Origin of the sequence: Streptomyces sp., from assembly GCF_050698815.1 — a bacterium.
In the GTDB taxonomy this organism is placed as follows: domain Bacteria; phylum Actinomycetota; class Actinomycetes; order Streptomycetales; family Streptomycetaceae; genus Streptomyces.
In genome coordinates this window covers 1-17,888 of the sequence record NZ_JBOHCV010000032.1, presented here as the reverse complement: position 1 = coordinate 17,888, position 17,888 = coordinate 1, and the positions used below count along the sequence as shown (strand labels likewise).

Sequence of the window (17,888 nt, the reverse complement as noted above, 5' to 3'; positions counted from 1 at the left end):
CGGCCAGGACGTCCTGGCCGCGCAGGCCGCCCAGGCCGCAGTGCGGCTCCGGCTGAGCGCCCCTGAGGCTGCCGTCACCGTACGTGCGGGAGACAGCCTGCGCTCGGACGCTTTCAAGGGCCTCACCGCTGACGCCGTCCTGTGCAATCCTCCGTACGGAGTCCGTGACTGGGGGCACGAGGACCTGGCGTACGACCAACGCTGGGCCTACGGCGTGCCACCCAAGGGCGAGCCCGAACTCGCCTGGGTCCAGCACTCCTTGGCCCACCTCGCGCCGGGCGGCCGTGCCGTGCTCCTCATGCCGCCGGCCGTCGCGGAACGCACCGCCGGCCGGCGTATCCGGGCGCAGCTCGTACGCGACGGAGCCCTCCGCGCGGTCGTCGCGCTTCCCCAGGGCGCGGCCACCCCACTCCACATCGGCCTGCACCTGTGGGTGCTCGAGCGGCCCGATCCGCAGGCCGAAGCTCCGGGGACGGTTCTGCTCGTCGATGCGGCCACGTCCGAGAACCGGGATCTCGACTGGGCCGCCGTCGACGACACCGTGCTCTCGGCGTGGCGGCCATACCTCGCCGATCAGGACGGCTTCACCGGCGCCCCGGGCATCGCCGGCGCCGTACCCGTCACCGACCTTCTCAACGAGGCCGTGGACCTGACTCCGGCCCGCCACATCCGCACAGCTTCCCGGCAAGCTCTGCGCCCTGCCCTACTGGCCCGGCAGGCATCGGAGCTGTACGACCAACTCCACCAAACCGCGAGGGACCTGACCGGCCTCAGCACCGAAGGCGACTGGCCACCGGCCGACGACCGACCCCGCGACTGGCGCACAGCGACGGTCGAGGACCTTCTGCGCGGCGGCGCTCTCGGTCTGCTTCGCACCGCGCCCCCAGGCCGCCGGACTCGTAGCGGCGAACCCCTACCGCAGCCCGAACCAGAACTCGGCGGACGACCGACGCTCACGGCAACCGACGTCATGAAGAACCAACCCGCCTCCGGAACGCAAGCGGACCTGCCCACCGGCGCCGCCCTCCCCTTGATCCAGGGAAGTGACGTGCTGCTCACAGAGATGCTCCGCGTGGGGCGTGGCGCCGTGGCCCGGGTCGTCGAGCCGAGCGAGACAGGCTGCTTCCTCGGACCCCATCTGCTGCTCTTCCGCCCGGATCAACGTCGGCTCGACCCCTGGTTCCTGGCCGGGTTCCTCTCAGCGGAGCAGAACGTCAGCGCTGCGGCCACCGGCACATCCATCGTTCGAGTGGACCCTCGGCGACTACGCGTTCCCTTGCTCCCACTCGCCGAACAGCAGCGCTACGGCGCCGCGTTCCGCCGCCTGCACGAGCTGCGTACCGCCGCCCGCCGTGCCGACCAGGCCGCCGAGGACGTCACGCGTCTCCTCAGCACCGGCCTCACCGGCGGGGCGCTGTTGCCGCACGGTCACGGATCGGCGTGAAACGTGCGGCCCGGCACCGCGAACGGCCAGACTTGACCTCTCCGTCCCTCGGGGACGGCGAAACTCCGGAAGGACAGCGTTGAACAGCAGTAAGCACACGGAACTGGCGAACCACGCGTGGTCGGTCGCCGACCTCCTGCGCGGCGACTACAAGCAGTCCGACTACGGCAAGGTGATCCTGCCGTTCACCGTGCTGCGGCGCCTGGAGTGTGTCCTCGCTCCGACCAAGGACAAGGTCCTGGAGGTCGCCGCCCGCTACGAGAACCAGGACATCAACCCCGACCGCTTCCTGCGCAAGGCGTCCGGCCACAGCTTCTACAACACCAGCACCTACACGCTGAAGGCCATCGCGGGCGACGCCTCACACGCGGCGAGGTACCTCAACCAGTACTACGGCGCCTTCTCCCCCAACGCGCGGGAGGTCCTGGAGCGGTACGACTTCGCCCAGCAGATCAAGCGACTGGACGCGGCGAACCTGCTGTACCAGGTGGTCGGTCGGTTCGCCGACCTCGATCTGCGGCCGGTGGAGAGGGACGCTGACGGCGATGTCGTGCTCGACGAGGACGGCAAGCCGATCGAGATCGTCACCAATCACCAGATGGGTTACACCTTCGAGGAACTGATCCGGCGCTTCGCCGAGCAGTCCAACGAGACGGCCGGTGAGCACTTCACGCCCCGGGAAGTCATCCGGCTGATGGTCAACCTGCTCGTCGCACCGGACAGCGACGCGCTGGCCCTGCCGGGCACCGTCCGCACGGTCATGGACCCCGCCTGCGGGACCGGCGGCATGCTCAGCGCGGCCGAGGAGCACATCACCTCCCACAACCGGGACGCCACCGTCAAGGTCTTCGGCCAGGAACTCAACCCCGAGTCCTGGGCCATCTGCCGGTCGGACATGATGATCAAGGGTCAGGACCCGGAGAACATCAAGTTCGGCAACTCCTTCAGCGACGACGGCCACACCGGCGCCACCTTCGACTACCTGCTGGCCAACCCGCCGTTCGGCGTGGAGTGGAAGAAGGTCAAGGACGCGGTCGAGGAGGAGCACGAACGCCTCGGTACGAGCGGGCGGTTCGGGGCCGGCCTGCCGCGCATCAACGACGGCTCGCTGCTCTTCCTCCAGCACATGATCTCGAAGATGAGGCCGGTGGACGCGTCGGGGTCGGGCGGCAGCCGGATCGCGATCGTCTTCAACGGCTCCCCGCTGTTCACGGGGGCGGCGGAGTCGGGTGAGTCCAGGGTCCGGCAGTGGATCCTGGAGAACGACTGGCTGGAGGGCATCGTCGCTCTCCCCGACCAGCTCTTCTACAACACCGGCATCTCCACGTACTTCTGGGTGCTCAGCAACCGCAAGGCCAGGGACCGGCGCGGCAAGGTCGTCCTGCTGGACGCGCGCGACTACTGGCGCAAGATGCGGAAGTCGCTGGGCGACAAGCGCAAGGAATTGGGCGAGCAGCACATCTCCGAGATCACGAGGCTCTACACGGAGGCGCTGGCGGTCGTCGACGCGGCGGAGAAGGGCGGCGGCCACGACCTGGTTGACCGGGCCGGGAAGATCAAGGTCTTCCGCAACGAGGACTTCGGATATCACCGGATCACCGTCGAACGGCCGTTGAAGCTCCGCTTCGAGGTGACGGAGGAGACGCTGACGGCCCTCACCGCGTCGAAGCCGATGGTAAGGGTCACGGACGTTGAGGCGTTCGTGACCGCACTGCGCCCGCTGGTCGGCAAGTCCTGGACAACGAAGTCCGACGCATGGATCGACCTGAAGGACGCGATCGTCGCGGCCGGTCTGTTGTGGCCGACGGGCGCGCCGTTCGGCAAGGCGCTGCGGGAGGCGGTCGGCGTCCGGGACCCGGAGGGCGAGGTCCAGCGCATCAAGGGCGAGCCGGAACCGGACCCGGAGCTGCGCGACTACGAGAACGTGCCGCTGGAGGAGGACGTGGAGGAATACCTGCGACGGGAGGTTCTGCCGCATGTTCCGGATGCGTGGATCGACCACAGCAAGACGAAGGTGGGGTACGAGATTCCGTTCACGCGGCACTTCTACGTGTACAAGCCACCGCGGCCGTTGGCGGAGATTGACGCGGAGCTGAAAGCTCTGGAGGGCGAGATCCAGGCACTGCTGGGTGAGGTGACGGAATGATCAGGCTGCAGCCGAGCAGGCTCGGGTGGGCGCCAGCACTACCCGAGCGCTGGGACGTAGTTCCACTTGGCTATGTAGCGAAGATGGGAACAGGACACACCCCGGACCGTAACAAACCGGAGTATTGGGAGGAATGCAATATTCCGTGGGTCACGACTACCGACGTAACTCGTCGACCAGATTCGCTGGTTCCCCTTATGGACACCGAGCAGAAGATCAGCGCACTAGGTATGGCCAACAGCGCTGCAGCCCTTCACCCTGCTGATACCGTAATGCTGTCCCGAACTGCATCGGTTGGGTATAGCGTTCGAATTGGCCAGCCAATGGCAACGACTCAAGCGTTCGTCACTTGGCTGCCAGGGCCTCGGCTGGACTCGCGCTACCTACTGCTCGTACTCCGCGCCATGAAGCAGGAGTGGCAAAGGCTGGCGTACGGGTCGACTCACCTCACAATTTATATGCCCGATCTCGATTCGATTCGCATTCCGCTCCCGCCGCTTGAAGAGCAGCGCCGCATCGCCGACTTCCTCGACGCCGAGACCGCCCGCACCGACAAAACGATTGCAATCGCTCAACGCATGCGTACCGTTCTAAGCGAACGCAAATCTGCGCACAGGGCACTGATCCTTCGAGGTGGCCACAAACCAGGGAGGAGATATACTCATCCGATGCTTGGCGACTTGCCAGATGAATGGAAGGTACTCCCACTTAGGCGACTGGTTCCACGGATCGGCGTCGGAGTGGTCGTCGACCCATCGGCATATTTTTCAGACGAAGGGGTCCCCTTTCTTCGGGGTGCAAATATCCATCCGGAGAGATTTCACCTTGAGAATGTCAAGCGCATTTCACTACCAGATAGCCGCAGGCTTTGGCGTTCCCAGCTATTCGAGGGTGACGTTGTCGTGGTGCGAGCGGGAGACCCGGGGCGAGCGGCAGTCGTAACACGTGAACTCAATGGCGCTAATTGCGCCTCGGTTCTCGTGCTCAAAAAGGGTGAAGCCCTGCTTCCTGATTATCTCGCGGCATACTTCAACAGCGCACTGGGCACCGCATATGTCGACTCTGTCCGATACGGCGCCGCACAGGAGCAAATCAACGTGTCTCACGTGGTCGACTTCATGGTACCCGTACCGTCGATTGTTGAACAAAAAGAAATTCTCGCAGAGTTGCATAGCTCTGCAGCGCCAGGAGTCGTCATGGATCAGCTGTTGGCAAAGCAATCAGCGGTCCTCGCCGAACGCCGCCAAGCCCTGATCACCGACGCCGTCACTGGCCAGATCGACGTGTCCACCGCCAGCGGACGTGGGATCGAGGAATGATCACGCTATGAGTCCCGCTCCGCCTCCCCTCCCGATGCCGCTCATCACCCGTGTCCGCGTCGACAACTACAAGTCCATCGCCCATTGCGACGTGACTCTCGGCCCGTTCACCGTGCTACTCGGACTGAACGCCGCAGGCAACCACCACCGGCGCGACGGAGTGCGGTACCGCCCCCGCGTGGACCAGCCGGCGCTGACCAAGACATGGATCTCGAACCTGGCCCGCGCCAACTCACCATCCTTCGACAAGTTCTGGCGCGACATCACCTATCTGGTCACCGGAAAGCGGGGGGAATAGCCGCTCATGTCCGTCCACGACGAAGCAGCCTTCGGGAACGCCATAGTCGCCGCCTTGCTGGAGCGCGGTTGGACCGAGGGAACCCGGTCGCACTACCGGCCCCAACTCGGCCTGGACACCGCCCAGCTCTTCGAGTTCGTCGGCAAGACCCAAGCCGACGACTGGGCCGAACTGATCGCCCTCTACGGCGGTGATCCCAACACCGCCCAGGCCGGGTTCGCCAAGCGCGTGGACCAGGCGATCGGCACCGACGGTGTGCTGGACGTGCTCCGCAAGGGCGTGAAGGACCACGGCGTCCTGATCAGGCTCGCGTACTTCAAGCCGTCACTCGTCGCGTCGGACACGGTCCTCGACGACTACCGGGCGAACCGGCTGACCTTCGTCAAGGAGCTGGAGTACGCCGCCAAGCAGGCGGACAAGGGCAAGCGCCTCGATCTCACCCTCTTCCTCAACGGGATCCCGCTGGCGACGGCCGAGTTGAAGAACGCCCTCACGCGCCAGGGCGTGGAGGCCGCCAAGGACCAGTACCGCACGGACCGCGACCCCACCGAGCTGATCTTCGCGCGGCGCGTGATCGCGAACTTCGCCATCGACACGGACCTGGTGTTCGTCGCGCCGGAGCTGCGGGGCAAGCCGACGCGGTTCCTGCCGTTCAACACCGGCTCGGAGGGCCCGGGGAAGCCCGGCGGCGCGGGAAATCCGGCGCCCACCACCCCCGGGACGTACGCGACTTCCTACCTCTGGGAACAGATCTGGGAGCGGGACACCTGGCTGGACCTGATCGAGCGGTTCGTGCACCTCAGCAAGGAGAAGGGCCCGGACGGGCGGACGCGGAAGAAGCTGATCTTCCCGCGCTACCACCAGTGGGACATCGTCAAGAAGCTCGCCGGCCACGCGGCCCGTCACGGCGCCGGTCACAACTACCTGGGCATGGCCTCCGCCGGTTCCGGCAAGTCGAACACCATCGGGTGGCTGGCACACCGCCTGTCGTCGCTGCACACGCCCACCGACCCCGCCGAGATAGACCCCGACGCCCTGGCCGCCGGACTCAAGCCCGGTGCGCCCGTCTTCGACAAGGTCGTGATCATCACCGACCGCCGTAATCTCGACGCCCAACTGCGGGAAACCGTCGGCAGTTTCGAGAAGACCGCCGGTCTGGTCGTGAAGATCGACGAGAAGCACGGCGCGAAGTCCGACCAGCTCGCCAAGGCGCTGTCCCGCGAGACCGGGAAGATCATCACGGTCACGCTGCACACCTTCCCGGCCCTCATCGACTACCTGCGCCGCAACCCCACCGAGATCCAGGGCCACAACTTCGCGATCATCGTGGACGAGGCGCACTCCTCGCAGTCCGGCGGTGCGGCCACCGACGTACGCGCAGCCCTGCGGGACCTGGGCCTTGACTCAGACTCCGACGAGTCCGGGGCAACCGAGCAGGCGGCGGCCACCACTGACGCCAAGCTCATCCGCAAGGCCATCCAGCGCAGCATGGCCTCCAACCTCTCCTACTTCGCGTTCACGGCCACGCCCAAGGCCAAGACGCTCGAACTCTTCGGCACCCTGGACACCGTCGACGGCAAGCCGTCGTACGTCCCCTTCCACACGTACTCGATGCGCCAGGCCATCGAGGAAGGGTTCATCCTCGATCCCCTGCGCACCTACGTCACGTACGACACGTACTGGAAGCTGGTGAACAAGAACCCTGCCGAGCGCGAGGTGGACCCGTCCAAGGCGAATCCGCTGCTCGCCCGGTACGCGCTCACGCACGACTCCACCGTGACACAGCAGGCGCAGGTGATCGTCGAGCACTTCCGCACGCACACCGCCGGCCGGCTCGGCGGGCGTGCCAAGGCCATGGTGGTGACGGCCTCCCGGCACAGTGCCGTACAGATGGCCCGTGCGATCAGGAAGTACGTCGGCGACAACGCGTACGCCGACCCCGGCGTCCTGGTCGCGTTCTCCGGCAGCCTGACGTACGACGGCGAGGAGACCACCGAGCCGAAGGAGAACGGCGGCCTGGCCGAGTCCGCGCTGCCGAAGGCGTTCGCGTACACGCGCAAGGACGACAAGGCCGTGCGCACCGGCGGGAAGGCGACGCAGCGCGAGTACCGCATCCTGGTCGTCGCCGAGAAGTACCAGACCGGCTTCGACCAGCCGCTGCTCACCACCATGTACGTGAACAAGAAGCTCGCGGGTATCAACGCCGTCCAGACCCTCTCCCGCCTGAACCGCACCGCCGACCGCAAGTCCCAGGCGGACCTTGCCGTACTGGACTTCGTCAACGACGCCGAGGACATCAAGGAGTCCTTCCACCCGTACTTCGAGGAGGCGAACACCCTTCCCTCCGACCCCAATCTCCTCTACACCGCGCAGAGCCAGGTCATGCAGCCCGACATCCTCGTCGAGGAGGAGATGCGGGAGTTCGCGGATGCCTATCTGGCAGCCGAGGAGAAGGCGGCGGGCTCGGCCGCCCGCTGGGAGAAGCTCCACGCGGAGCTGTACCGGCATCTGGACCCCGCCGTCAAACGGTTCACCGAGCTGCTGGACCGCAAGGACGAGGCGGGCGACCCCGACGAGGAAGCCGCCGAGGCCGCCGAGCGGTTCCGCGCGGATCTCAACGACTACGTACGGAAGTACGGCTTCCTCTCGCAGATCGTGCCCTACCGCGACGCCGACCTCGAATGCCTCTACCTCTACGGCCGCCATCTGCTCAACCGCCTGCCACGACGCGGAGACGGCGGCGTGGACATAGGGGACGTCGACCTCAGCCACCTGCGCATCCAGAAGACCGGCGAGCACGACCTCGCGCTGACCGCCGAGGGAGCGGCGGAGCTGCGCGGCTTCGGTGAAGGTGGGGGCGGTGCCAAGGAACAGGAGAAGTCTCTGCTGTCGGAGCTGATCGAGAAGTTCAACGACAAGTTCGGCACCGACTTCACCGATCAGGACGTCATCACGCCGTTCTCGGAGGCCAAGGCGGACCCGAAGGTCCGCGCCGCCGCCGTCAACGACGAGGAGAACTTCGGTCTCGTCTTCGACGAGGTATTCGAGGACAAGATGGCCGAACACATCGACACCATCGCCGACATGGGACGCCAGTACTTCAGCCACGACGACAGCTTCAAGCAGTCGCTCAACCAGAGTGCGCGCCGGGCGGCCTGGCGGATGATCCGCCGGGAAGAGAACATCGACGACGAGGCGGCCTGACCCGCCCGGCCCTCCGTCCCCTCCCCGCCGACCACTCCCCCTGGTCAGCCTCCCTGCTGGACAGAGAGCCCCGCGATCACGGACGTTCCGCGCGCGGGGCGGGGTCGGACGGTCCAGGCGGTGGCGAGGCTCTCGACGAGGATCAGGCCCCGACCGCTCTCGGAGTCCGTATCCGGGCGAGCCAGTTCGGGTTTGCCGGTACCCGGGTCGGAGACGGCGAGCCAGTAGTGTCCGTCGGCGGGCCACATGACGAGCTCAACGAGGCCTCCGTCCTCCCCGCAGGCACCGTGGCGGATGGCGTTGGTGACCAGCTCCGAGGTCAACAGGCCCAGGTCGTAGCCGAGATGGGGCCGAAGGACGTCCGGCAGCGATTCGGCGACGGCGTGCCGGGCCCGTCGTACGGAGGCGGGATGGGCGGGGAAGCGCCAGTGGGCAGGGACGAGGGGGATCTCGGGCATGGCGAACTCCACGACTCTGTAAGGGGTTTGGGGTCGCCGGTGGCCTACCGCCCTGGTCGCGGGCACACCCGTCCCAGGGCGGACGGGCATGCTCGCGCGGTGCGCTTCCGGCATTGCAGTGTGTAGCTTGCGCGATACTCACGGTAGGGCATCGGGGGTACATGTGCTACCAAGTCTCGGAAGGTCCGTTGGAACGAACTTCGCTTCGCGGCAAACTGAGCCGCACGCGACGAGAGGGAACACATGCCGCCGAGGAGCAATCCGACCGCACGCCAGCAGCGTCTGGGCGCAGAGCTTCGCAAGCTACGGGAAGGGGCGGGACTGTCCACCGAACAGGCCGCCACGCTGCTGGACACGAAGCGGACCGTGATCACCAGCACCGAGGCGGGACGCCACGGTGTCAGCCCGGAGCGTGTCCGGCGCATCGCTTTCCGATATGAGTGCACGGACCAGGCCCTGGTAGATGCACTGGTCTCCATGTGCGGCGACCGCTCGACCGGCTGGTGGGAGGTGTATCGCGACCTCCTGCCCGCGACATTTTTGGACATCGCGGAGTTGGAGTGGCACGCCAAGGGCTTGCGTGTCAGCACGATGACGCACATGCCGGGGCAGCTCCAGACCGAGGCGTACGCGCACGCTCTCTTCCAAGCTGCCATCCCGCCGCTGCCCGCCGAGGAGTTCGAGGCCAGAGTCGCCCACCGCGTGCACAGACACCAGGTCATCGACCGGCCAGGGGCTCCGGACTACGTGCTGGTCATCCACGAAGCCGCCCTACGGATCGAAGTCGGTGGACGCGCGGTGCTACGAAACCAGCTTGGCCACCTCATGGCAGCCGTAGACCGCGACAACGTCACGATCCAGGCCATCCCCTTCTCCGCGGGGGCGTTCCCCGGTTCGGGCCAGGCGATCCTGTACGCCCTCGGCCAGGTGCCCCCGCTAGACACCTTGCAGTTGGATCGCACGACGGCGGGAGAATTCCTGCATTCCGGAGCTCACTTGTGCAAGTACCGGCTGCAACTTGACGAGATGCAGAGGATCGCGCTTCCGCCCGAGAAGACCCTCGATCTCATGTACTCCATTTCACAGAGCCTTTAGGAGAGTTGCTGTGCCTGACATCACCTGGGAAGCACCCTTCTGCCAGGATGCGAGCAACTGCTTCCGCCTCGGCACCGACGCCGACGGCAACGGCTACATAGCCGTCAACGGCCAAGAGGACCGCTACCTCACCGACTCCCTCGAAGCCCTGCGCACCCTCATCACCGACATCAAGGCCGGCAAGGCCGACCACCTGCTGTAACCCCTGCCGCGCGCCCCGCCAATAGGTACCGTGTACAGCGATCGACTGACGTGGCATCAGGACGACGGGGGCCCAACGCGTGTCGCAGGCAAGGAGAATCGGCGAGCAGGGCCGCTATGAGCTGATCGAGGAGATCGAGTCCGGCGGTATGGGCACGGTCTGGCGGGGCTACGACGCCGTTCTCGACCGGGAGATCGCGGTCAAGCTCATCCGGCCCGACGTCGTCGCATCGCCCGCGCAGGCGGAGGAGTTCGCCCGCCGCTTCGAACGGGAGGCGCGCGTCACCGCTCGGATCGGGCATCACGGGGTGCCGCAGGTGTTCGACGCGGTACTGGACGAGGCGTCGTACGACCGGCTGTACCTGGTGATGGAGTACGTGCGCGGGATCTCCCTGCGCAGGGTGCTGGCCGGCGCGGAGGACGGAACGGCGGCGCTGCTCCCGGTGAGCTGGGCCGCGTCGATCGCGGCGCAGATCTGCACGGTCCTGTCGTACGCGCACGCCATCCCGGTCGTGCACCGCGACCTGAAGCCGGACAACGTCCTGATCGCCGCTGACGGCACGGTCAAGGTGCTGGATTTCGGCATCGCGAAACTGCTGCGCACGGACGTCACCCGGCTCACGGCCACCAACAGCCGGATGGGTACCAGCCGTTACATGCCGCCCGAGCAGATCGACTCCGCGCAGATCACACCGCTGAGCGACCTCTACGCGCTCGGCTGCGTGCTGCACGAACTCCTCGCCAGTGAGCCGGTCTTCAGCGGCGACAACGACTACCAGCTTATGCACCAGCACATGAACGTGTCGCCGAAGCCATTGCGCACCCTACGGCCCGAGGTGCCGGAGGACCTGGAGGCGCTCACCCTGGACCTGCTGGCCAAGGTGCCCGAGCAGCGTCCGGCCGACGCGTACGCGGTGTACGAGCGCCTGTCGCCGCACCTGCCGCAACCGGGATCAGCAGCCGAACCCGTGGCCCTCACCAACGACAGCTCCTCTTCCGAAGTTCCCGACCCGACGGTGGTCTACCGACAGCCGAACGCACCCCTGCGGCGAACCACGCCGCCTGCGCCCTCGCTCGGGCCGGTGGCTCCCGTACCGGTCCCGGCGCGCGTCGACACCGCGCTGCGGGACGCGATCCGGGACGCCTACGCCCGGTCCGCGGACCTCGCCGAGAGCGGGCGGTTCGCCCAGGCCGCAGACGTCCTCAAGGCAGTGATCGCCACAGCGGCCACCGCCGTCGGCGTGCACAACCCCCGGGTGCTCGGTCTGCGGCGGCAGCGCGCGGCGGTCCTCATGGCCGGCGAGGACTTCCGGCGTGCTTTGCCGGAGTTCGACGCTCTGGCCGCCTTCTACGCCCGTACGGCGGGACAGGCCGATGAAAGCACGCTGGAGTGCCGTCGGCACGCCGCCCACTGCCGGGCCAACCTAGGTCAGGCCACCGTCGCCCTGCGGGAGTTCCAGGAGGTCCTGGAAGTCGTGTCCGACGCGGCCGGGGACGCCTCCGAGACCGCTCTCGACCTGCGCCGCAGTATCGGCGTGCTCCTCTTCTCCGAGGGGCGCCGCACCGAGGCCGAGGGGGTCCTCGACGCCCTCCACGAGGACATGTGCGTCCTCCTCGGCGAGGACCATGAGGAGACCCGCGAGATCGCCGACCTCCTCGCCCGGCTGCGCGGCCCGGAGGGACCACGCCCCTACTGACGTCCTGCCGGTGCGGTGCACACGCCGTCAGGCCTCGTCCTCGGCCTCGGCCTCTTCGCTGTGGATGCGCTGAGCCAGATCCCACAGGCTCAGGCCATCCGACTGGAACCAGCGAGCCGTTCCCTGATTGGCAACCGGGCGGTCGCCCCAGTCGGCGTCCGCCCACATCATCGACACCAGCCCGGACGGCGAGTACTGCTGCTCGTCGTACGCCCACAGGATCGACTTAGTCCGGTGATTGACCCAGGTCGCCTGGCGTCGCCGTTCGTCTTGGACAAGCCACTCCTCCATGGCGTCGCGCTCGGGCTCGTTCAGAGCCACGTACCGGAGAGGCGCTCCGTCCTTGATGACACGACGGTCGACCAGGAGCGGCACGGTGTTCGGGCGCCGCGGCTTGCGCTCCTTCGCCGGAGGTGCGGGAACGGCGATGCCATCCGCCAGGTCACCGAGAATATGCTTCGCGAGCTCCCGGCATGTCTCCGCGGTCTGGAAGGCGGTCCTGATCTGGGGACGCGGCCCGTAACGAGTCACGATCTGATGGGTCAGCCGACGCACCAGCTCCGGTACGAGGGCAGGGATTTTCTCCAGGACCTCGCTGTCCCAGTCGAAGTCGGGGTCATCGATACTCGTGGCGCCGAGATGCTGGAAGAGCAGGTGGGTGACGAGGAAGCCACCGTGCTCGGTGGTCGCGGCCTCGCGGCTGTTCTGACCACTGCCCAGTTCGTAGACCGCGCTCCGTGCCGCGCGCAGCGTGAGCACGGAGCGCCACACCTTCTGCGGGGAGGGCTCGCGTTTGAACAGCAGGGTGTGGCTGCCCGTGCGGCCCTGCTCCCAGAGGTTCTCCGTGGAACTGGCGGCCCGGGCGGCCTGTTCCGCTTCCGGGTGCAGGCACGCGAGTGCGAGAGCGAGCTCGTCCAGTGAACAACCGGTCTCGGGCGCGGCGACCGGCTCACCTCGCTTGATCACGTACTGCTTGCGCAGTTCGGCGCGCAGGTTGGCCTTGATCGCCTGGTGCACGGGTTCCAGCGCGATGTGATCGCGCTGCTCGATGGCGTTCTGCCGGTTCGCTGCCTGCGAGACCTGGACGCCGAATTTCCGGTCTTCATGCGTGTTGATGACCTTGATGCTCAGGGTGGTGCATAGACGGATGTCTGACCGAGACCGGCCTGACCATCCACCCCTGGCCACGGACGACTCCATGAGTTCAACCTCATAGGAACGGAACGTCATCTCTCGGCATACCACAGGAACAGGCCGCCCAGGACAATGAGCCCGGCAGCTTCCACAATCGAGGCCGAGATCAGTAGGGCGCTGTTCGAGCCGTAGCACCAGAAACCAATGAGTGCGGCAAAGGGTGCCGCGAGGAAGGCCACCAGATCGACGATCGCCTGTGTGGTCTTGCGGGAGACCCGCTTGGCATCGCTGCGGTGGTAAGTTTCCCAGCCGAAGAGAGGCTCATGAACGCTTGTGGCGTTCGCGAGGCGAGGAGCGAGTTCGGTGCGGGTATACCGTCCGATGGCTGAGATTTTCTCGTCGTTGACCAGGTAGGTCCATCCGAGCACGACACACACCACTGGCAAGGCCAGGATCAGTTGCATGAGTTTCGTTTGCGCAGCTATGGCCGTTACGGCTGTCACTGCTGCGAGTGTCACGTACAGCAGGTTGTCCCGGAACCCGATGCGTGCTCGCTGCTCCTCCTTGAGCTGTGCGTACTCAGCGAGGAGTATGGTGCTCGCGCTGGGTTCCCCGTTACAAGCGGTCATGACCGTCACCTCCGTTTCGCGACACGCATGGGAATCGGGCGGCTTGCCCCCTCCGCGCCCCCTCACGCTCCGGGAGATCTACGAGGCCCGGCATGCGCCATCAGTCGGGGCAGTGAAGTGCGGCGGATTGTTGGAGTTGTTCCGTTCGATCCAGCGTTTTCCGTCGGCCGCGATGCCTTCCAGGAGCCGAAAGGCGTGGGCGAAACCAGCCGCGTCGAGGTTGATGTTCGTCAGTTCCTGGGCGTTCTCGTCCGGAGCGAGTTGATGCGTGTCGGTGTCTTTGACACGGATCTTCCGGGCAGGTCCGTTGGAAAGAACCAACTCCAGGTCGTATCCGACGTTGTCGCGTTCGGTGACCTGCACGGATGACAGCGCGTCGAACCGGTAGTTGCTCCGCTGCTCGTTCGTACGTGTGGAGTCGGCGAAGTCGAATTCGGTGTTCACTTCCCGGACACCGTCCCGTGTCACCAGGAACAGGCGCAGGCTGTAACGCGAGTAACGCCAGGGACCACCCTTTTCCCGTGCTCGATCGTAGGGACGCACCGGTGTCATCAGGATGGTGTGGATGATGATATCGCGCCACGAGAGCTGGTAGTGGCGGAGTACCTCGTCGACGAACAAGGTCTTGTCACAGGTGAGCCACGTCTCCATTTGCGTTTCGCTGGGCCGCGTGGCGTCCACGAACGCCTTCCAGCGTTCGTACTCCACCTGCCACCTGCTGAGGCGCTCGTTGTACTCATGGGTCTCTTCGGTGAATCGTCGTTCTTCGCTGCGCGTGTGCAGCCACAGGAACGTCGCTCTGCGTCCGCTCCAGACAGCTCCGAACATGGCGAGGAGGGAGAGTAGAATATTGGGCGAGTTCCCGAGTGCGGCCTTGACTGCATCGATGGCGGTGATGCCCAGGACCATGAGGGCGATCACGCATATGGCCTTGGTTTTCACCGATGTCTGGTAGTGCTGACGATAGGCGAACAAGTTGCCGTTGTTGTGGCGGTCTCGTACGTCTTCTGCCAGGTGGCGAATCAGCCAATCGATCCGGCCCACGCTGATTCTGCTTTCGCGGTAGAGAAGCGCGATCTCGGCCACGAGGCTGTTACGGATACCCGCAGTGTAGGCGAGCCATTGCTGGGCATCGCACCGGGCCGGCAGGCGGGTACTGAAGTGGTAGTTGAAGGAAAGGTGGACCCGGTTGGTGAACCCCTCTCCTGCGGAGGGCGGATTGTTCGCGTGCCGGGAAAAATGCTCCTCCTTGGCCTTCAGGCGGTGTTCCTGGTACCACCACTGCCGGCCGAAGCGTGCGGCGGCAAGACCGGCACCGAGTGCTGTCAGCAACTCGACCACCGCTGCCACCGGTTGCGCGATCACTGCCGATATCCAGAGGAATCCGGTGGTCACGACGAACAGGCCGGCCAGGACGCCGAGGCGTTCCCGGGCGCCGTAGGCGGCGTTCGCCTGGGGAAGCTCGGCCCGTGGGCCGATGGGTACGGGCTCGAAGTAGGCCCAGACACGCTGGGCGCGATCGTTGCTGTGGCGGTCGGTTTCGGCCAGCTCGCGGGTTTCGGCCCACAGGCTGTCCTTCATTCCGCCGGTGAGCACGAGGTCGAGGTGGTGGATGATCAGGTCACGCTTCGGCTGCGGCAGGTCTTGCAGCCGCTTCAGTACGGATCCGGTTCCGCCGTCCGGGTCGCCGAGAGCCTCCAGCAGGTCAAAGACGACCTGCAGAGCGGTTTTCCACTCTCCGTCTGCGTAGCTCCCTACGGCTCCGGGAACCTGGTGCAGTTGCTCGCGTTCTTCGGCACCGAGGTCGTGGTAGGAGCGTTTGCTGAGCATGGCGAGCACCCAGTGGCAACGAACCTCCGCATCGTCGTGTCCGTTGGCTATTGCTTCCGTGATCAGGTCGCGGGCGCGGCTCGGCACGCCGTTCTCCAGGAATCGCAGGCCGACCTTGTACTTCTCCTGGGGCGATGCTTCCGGATGGACGATGTACACGTTGGAGTTGTGCACGGCTTCGGCCTGGATACCGACAGTGGATCCATATGCGGCCGAGTTGTGTGTGAAGCCGACGCCATCCGTCACGGCAACTCACCCGCCGTCACGATCAGGGGCGCAAGCCTGGCTGTCAGCAAGGGAAGGTCGGCGATTAGACCGCGTAACCTCTTGAGTGCCAGGGTTGCCTCTTTCGGCGACTGGGGAGTGTTCTCCTTCGCCGCTCGGCTGGCCACGTCCAGCTCGGCCTGCGCCGCACTGTAGATGTCCTCGTCGAGGGCACCCTCGGCGTGGTGACGCTTCAGCTGCTCACGGAAGCGGTCCAGTTCCGGGATCAGGTCCGCGGGACCGGATGCCTTCGGACCTGCGTTCGTGTGGACGTTGCTGCCGGAGACCGAACCGGCCATGATTCCCACGGTGCTGGAATTGGCGGTGTTGCTGACATTTCCTGTGGACCTGTTGGCTTTGCCGTCCTGGGACATCGCGACCTGTTCCTGTTCCTCGATCAGTTCCGCGGCCAGTCGCGTGGCGAAGGCCGCCGCGTTCGCTGCGGCCCGTGGCTGCCAGTTGCGGTCATCCGAGCTGCTCTTCGTGCCGTCCGCCCGGTCGCTGATGCCGCGGATGACGGCGACCGGCGAACCATTGAGATGCCCGGCTTGCGCCACACCGGCGGCTTCCATCTCTATCGCGAGCGCGTCGTTGTAGTGATGCCGGATCCACGCTGCCTCGGCGGAGATCCGCGAATTCTGCACCACCTCACCCGCGGCGATCGCGCCGAAATGCACCTGCGGCGCGTCCTTTTCGTCCAGGGCGTCGTCGGCCCAGCCGTTCACGCGGGCCAGATGGAAGCCGAGCTGGCTGATACCGTGCCCCGTTTCCCACGCCCGCGGACGCGCCTTGAGCCCGTCATCCTCGCTGGTCCCACCGTGGTATGCGTATACATGAGTGGCCATCACCACATCGCCCAGCGGGGTGCTGTCCCATAATGCGCCGGCCACACCCGCGAACATCACGGCCGCCGGTGAGAAATGCTGGATCGCGCGCTCCGCGAGCACCGCGGCGGGATGATTCCCCTTGCTTGTCAGACCGAGCGCCACGCGGCACGACGTGCCCCGCACCGTCCCGACCTCGAACCGCGTGCCACGCTCATGACGGTGCACCCGCGGACTGGTTAGCTTCCGGTGCACAGCCTCATACTCGAGATTGAGGGCGGTGAGAATCACCACCAGGTCTTTCGGCATCTGTTCCCCCTTCTTCTTCTGTCGGCGGCCGCAAAGGCCGGACCAGCGGTGGGGACAACACAGCCCTCGGTCCGGCGCGGAACAGCCGCGCGGGGCGCCCCACCGTAGCCTTCCGGCCCGATCCGGCCGGGACGATGAACCCCTTCACGGCTTGGACTTTCCGGTAGAAATTTCGGGTGTCGAGCACGACCCCCCACACCGCCTCGTACACCTGCTGCAATTCGACGATGGTGAACAGTTCCCCACAGAACGCCGTGGCCAGGGCCGAGAATTCGAGCTTCGTACGCGCCCGTTCGACCCCGTCCGTCACGATGCGACTGTGATCGAAAGCCAGTCGCTCCTGTCCGGACAGGAGAATGTCCACGGGGACCCACGAGGCGGCCGCGGCATCCGTTCCGGCTACCGGCTCGGGAAGGCCCGGCGCGATCGCCAGATGCGCCACGGAAACGACCCGTCCCCGCGGATCACGTCCCGCGTCTCCGTAGGTGGCCAGCTGCTCAAGATGCAACCGGCCGGCATCCAGGGCCGTCTCCTCACCCAGTTCACGGCGCGCGGCGTCCAGGATCGCCTCACCGTCGTGGTTGAGGAAGCCACCGGGAAGCGCCTGCATTCCCGGGAAGGGCTCCTCGCCCCGCTCCACGAGCAGTACACACAGCTGCCCCTGACGCAATGTCAGGATCACGAGATCAACCGTGAGCAGAACCTGCGGCGGCGACCAGGACTCATCATGCACGGACCTGACCATATCTGCTTGCTGTCAAATTGACAAGAACCTCGTCGAGTCTGCCTCCTCCCGGCCGGCCAGGAGTTGCCCTCATGGAGTGCGCCGACGGAGGCGCTTGTCGGCGGCGACGACGAGCGAGGCGAGACGGGCGAGAGCGAGGATCCGTACCCAGGCGCAGCGGCCGATTGTCTCGCGTCAAGTAGTTGGCAGGTTTTGGGGCTCGGGAAAGTTGGGGATGACGGGGTCGGCGACGCCGATGTGGACGTCGTAGGGGCGGTTCCAGGCGAGTGCCTCGTGGGGGCGGACGGTGTT

General features: G+C 66.1%; 14 protein-coding genes. 8 read left to right on the top strand and 6 right to left on the bottom strand.

Annotated features, from left to right (window positions below):
* From ACRDP3_RS01175 to ACRDP3_RS01155, 5 genes are all read left to right on the top strand, one after another.
* The coding region (locus tag ACRDP3_RS01175) for an N-6 DNA methylase (RefSeq protein ID WP_431514891.1) at positions 1 to 1,444 on the top strand (1,444 nt) is incomplete at its 5' end.
* Between the two features lie 79 nt (positions 1,445 to 1,523).
* Positions 1,524 to 3,590, top strand: coding sequence for a type I restriction-modification system subunit M (locus ACRDP3_RS01170; RefSeq protein WP_431514890.1), 2,067 nt, complete (start codon positions 1,524 to 1,526; stop codon positions 3,588 to 3,590).
* Complete coding sequence (locus ACRDP3_RS01165) at positions 3,587 to 4,909, top strand: restriction endonuclease subunit S (RefSeq protein ID WP_431514889.1); 1,323 nt, start codon at positions 3,587 to 3,589, stop codon at positions 4,907 to 4,909. Before ACRDP3_RS01170 ends, ACRDP3_RS01165 begins: the two co-directional genes overlap by 4 nt.
* Positions 4,910 to 4,916: 7 nt before the next feature.
* Complete coding sequence (locus ACRDP3_RS01160; protein ID WP_431514888.1) at positions 4,917 to 5,207, top strand: hypothetical protein; 291 nt, start codon at positions 4,917 to 4,919, stop codon at positions 5,205 to 5,207.
* Between the two features lie 6 nt (positions 5,208 to 5,213).
* Complete coding sequence (locus tag ACRDP3_RS01155) at positions 5,214 to 8,411, top strand: type I restriction endonuclease subunit R (RefSeq protein WP_431514887.1); 3,198 nt, start codon at positions 5,214 to 5,216, stop codon at positions 8,409 to 8,411.
* A 44-nt stretch (positions 8,412 to 8,455) separates the two neighbouring features.
* On the opposite strand, the gene ACRDP3_RS01150 is transcribed toward ACRDP3_RS01155, so the two are convergent.
* Positions 8,456 to 8,869 (bottom strand): ATP-binding protein, encoded by a 414-nt coding sequence (locus tag ACRDP3_RS01150; RefSeq protein WP_431514886.1) that lies wholly within the window; start codon positions 8,867 to 8,869, stop codon positions 8,456 to 8,458.
* A 243-nt stretch (positions 8,870 to 9,112) separates the two neighbouring features.
* Here ACRDP3_RS01150 and ACRDP3_RS01145 point away from each other — a divergent pair, with 243 nt between their 5' ends.
* The 3 genes from ACRDP3_RS01145 to ACRDP3_RS01135 all read left to right on the top strand — a co-directional run bounded on the left by ACRDP3_RS01145 (position 9,113) and on the right by ACRDP3_RS01135 (position 11,862).
* Positions 9,113 to 9,964, top strand: a complete 852-nt coding sequence (locus ACRDP3_RS01145) for a helix-turn-helix domain-containing protein (protein WP_431514885.1) — start codon at positions 9,113 to 9,115, stop codon at positions 9,962 to 9,964.
* A gap of 10 nt (positions 9,965 to 9,974) precedes the next feature.
* Positions 9,975 to 10,166, top strand: a complete 192-nt coding sequence (locus ACRDP3_RS01140; protein WP_431514884.1) for a hypothetical protein — start codon at positions 9,975 to 9,977, stop codon at positions 10,164 to 10,166.
* 79 nt (positions 10,167 to 10,245) lie between these two features.
* Complete coding sequence (locus ACRDP3_RS01135; protein WP_431514883.1) at positions 10,246 to 11,862, top strand: protein kinase domain-containing protein; 1,617 nt, start codon at positions 10,246 to 10,248, stop codon at positions 11,860 to 11,862.
* Positions 11,863 to 11,889: 27 nt separating this feature from the next.
* Here the strand turns inward: ACRDP3_RS01135 and ACRDP3_RS01130 are convergent, their stop codons facing one another.
* The 5 genes from ACRDP3_RS01130 to ACRDP3_RS01110 form a co-directional block, all read right to left on the bottom strand.
* On the bottom strand, positions 11,890 to 13,050 hold the full coding sequence (locus tag ACRDP3_RS01130) for an AIPR family protein (RefSeq protein ID WP_431514882.1): 1,161 nt from the start codon (positions 13,048 to 13,050) through the stop codon (positions 11,890 to 11,892).
* A gap of 38 nt (positions 13,051 to 13,088) precedes the next feature.
* Positions 13,089 to 13,625, bottom strand: a complete 537-nt coding sequence (locus ACRDP3_RS01125) for a hypothetical protein (protein ID WP_431514881.1) — start codon at positions 13,623 to 13,625, stop codon at positions 13,089 to 13,091.
* Positions 13,626 to 13,703: 78 nt separating this feature from the next.
* Positions 13,704 to 15,629: a hypothetical protein gene (locus tag ACRDP3_RS01120; protein ID WP_431514880.1), complete on the bottom strand. Its 1,926-nt coding sequence runs from the start codon at positions 15,627 to 15,629 to the stop codon at positions 13,704 to 13,706.
* Positions 15,630 to 15,697: 68 nt separating this feature from the next.
* Positions 15,698 to 16,852, bottom strand: coding sequence for a purine phosphorylase (locus tag ACRDP3_RS01115; protein ID WP_431514879.1), 1,155 nt, complete (start codon positions 16,850 to 16,852; stop codon positions 15,698 to 15,700).
* Positions 16,803 to 17,597, bottom strand: a complete 795-nt coding sequence (locus tag ACRDP3_RS01110; protein ID WP_431514878.1) for an NUDIX hydrolase — start codon at positions 17,595 to 17,597, stop codon at positions 16,803 to 16,805. Before ACRDP3_RS01110 ends, ACRDP3_RS01115 begins: the two co-directional genes overlap by 50 nt.
* Positions 17,598 to 17,888: the final 291 nt, after the last annotated feature.

Bases quoted from the DNA above. Each gene is read 5' to 3' on its own strand.
- ACRDP3_RS01165 (WP_431514889.1), top strand. From the start codon at position 3,587: ATGATCAGGCTGCAGCCGAGCAGGCTCGGGTGGGCGCCAGCACTACCC.
- ACRDP3_RS01160 (WP_431514888.1), top strand. From the start codon at position 4,917: ATGAGTCCCGCTCCGCCTCCCCTCCCGATGCCGCTCATCACCCGTGTC.
- ACRDP3_RS01155 (WP_431514887.1), top strand. From the start codon at position 5,214: ATGTCCGTCCACGACGAAGCAGCCTTCGGGAACGCCATAGTCGCCGCC.
- ACRDP3_RS01150 (WP_431514886.1), bottom strand. From the start codon at position 8,869: ATGCCCGAGATCCCCCTCGTCCCTGCCCACTGGCGCTTCCCCGCCCAT.
- ACRDP3_RS01145 (WP_431514885.1), top strand. From the start codon at position 9,113: ATGCCGCCGAGGAGCAATCCGACCGCACGCCAGCAGCGTCTGGGCGCA.
- ACRDP3_RS01125 (WP_431514881.1), bottom strand. From the start codon at position 13,625: ATGACCGCTTGTAACGGGGAACCCAGCGCGAGCACCATACTCCTCGCT.
- ACRDP3_RS01115 (WP_431514879.1), bottom strand. From the start codon at position 16,852: ATGCCGAAAGACCTGGTGGTGATTCTCACCGCCCTCAATCTCGAGTAT.
- ACRDP3_RS01110 (WP_431514878.1), bottom strand. From the start codon at position 17,597: ATGGTCAGGTCCGTGCATGATGAGTCCTGGTCGCCGCCGCAGGTTCTG.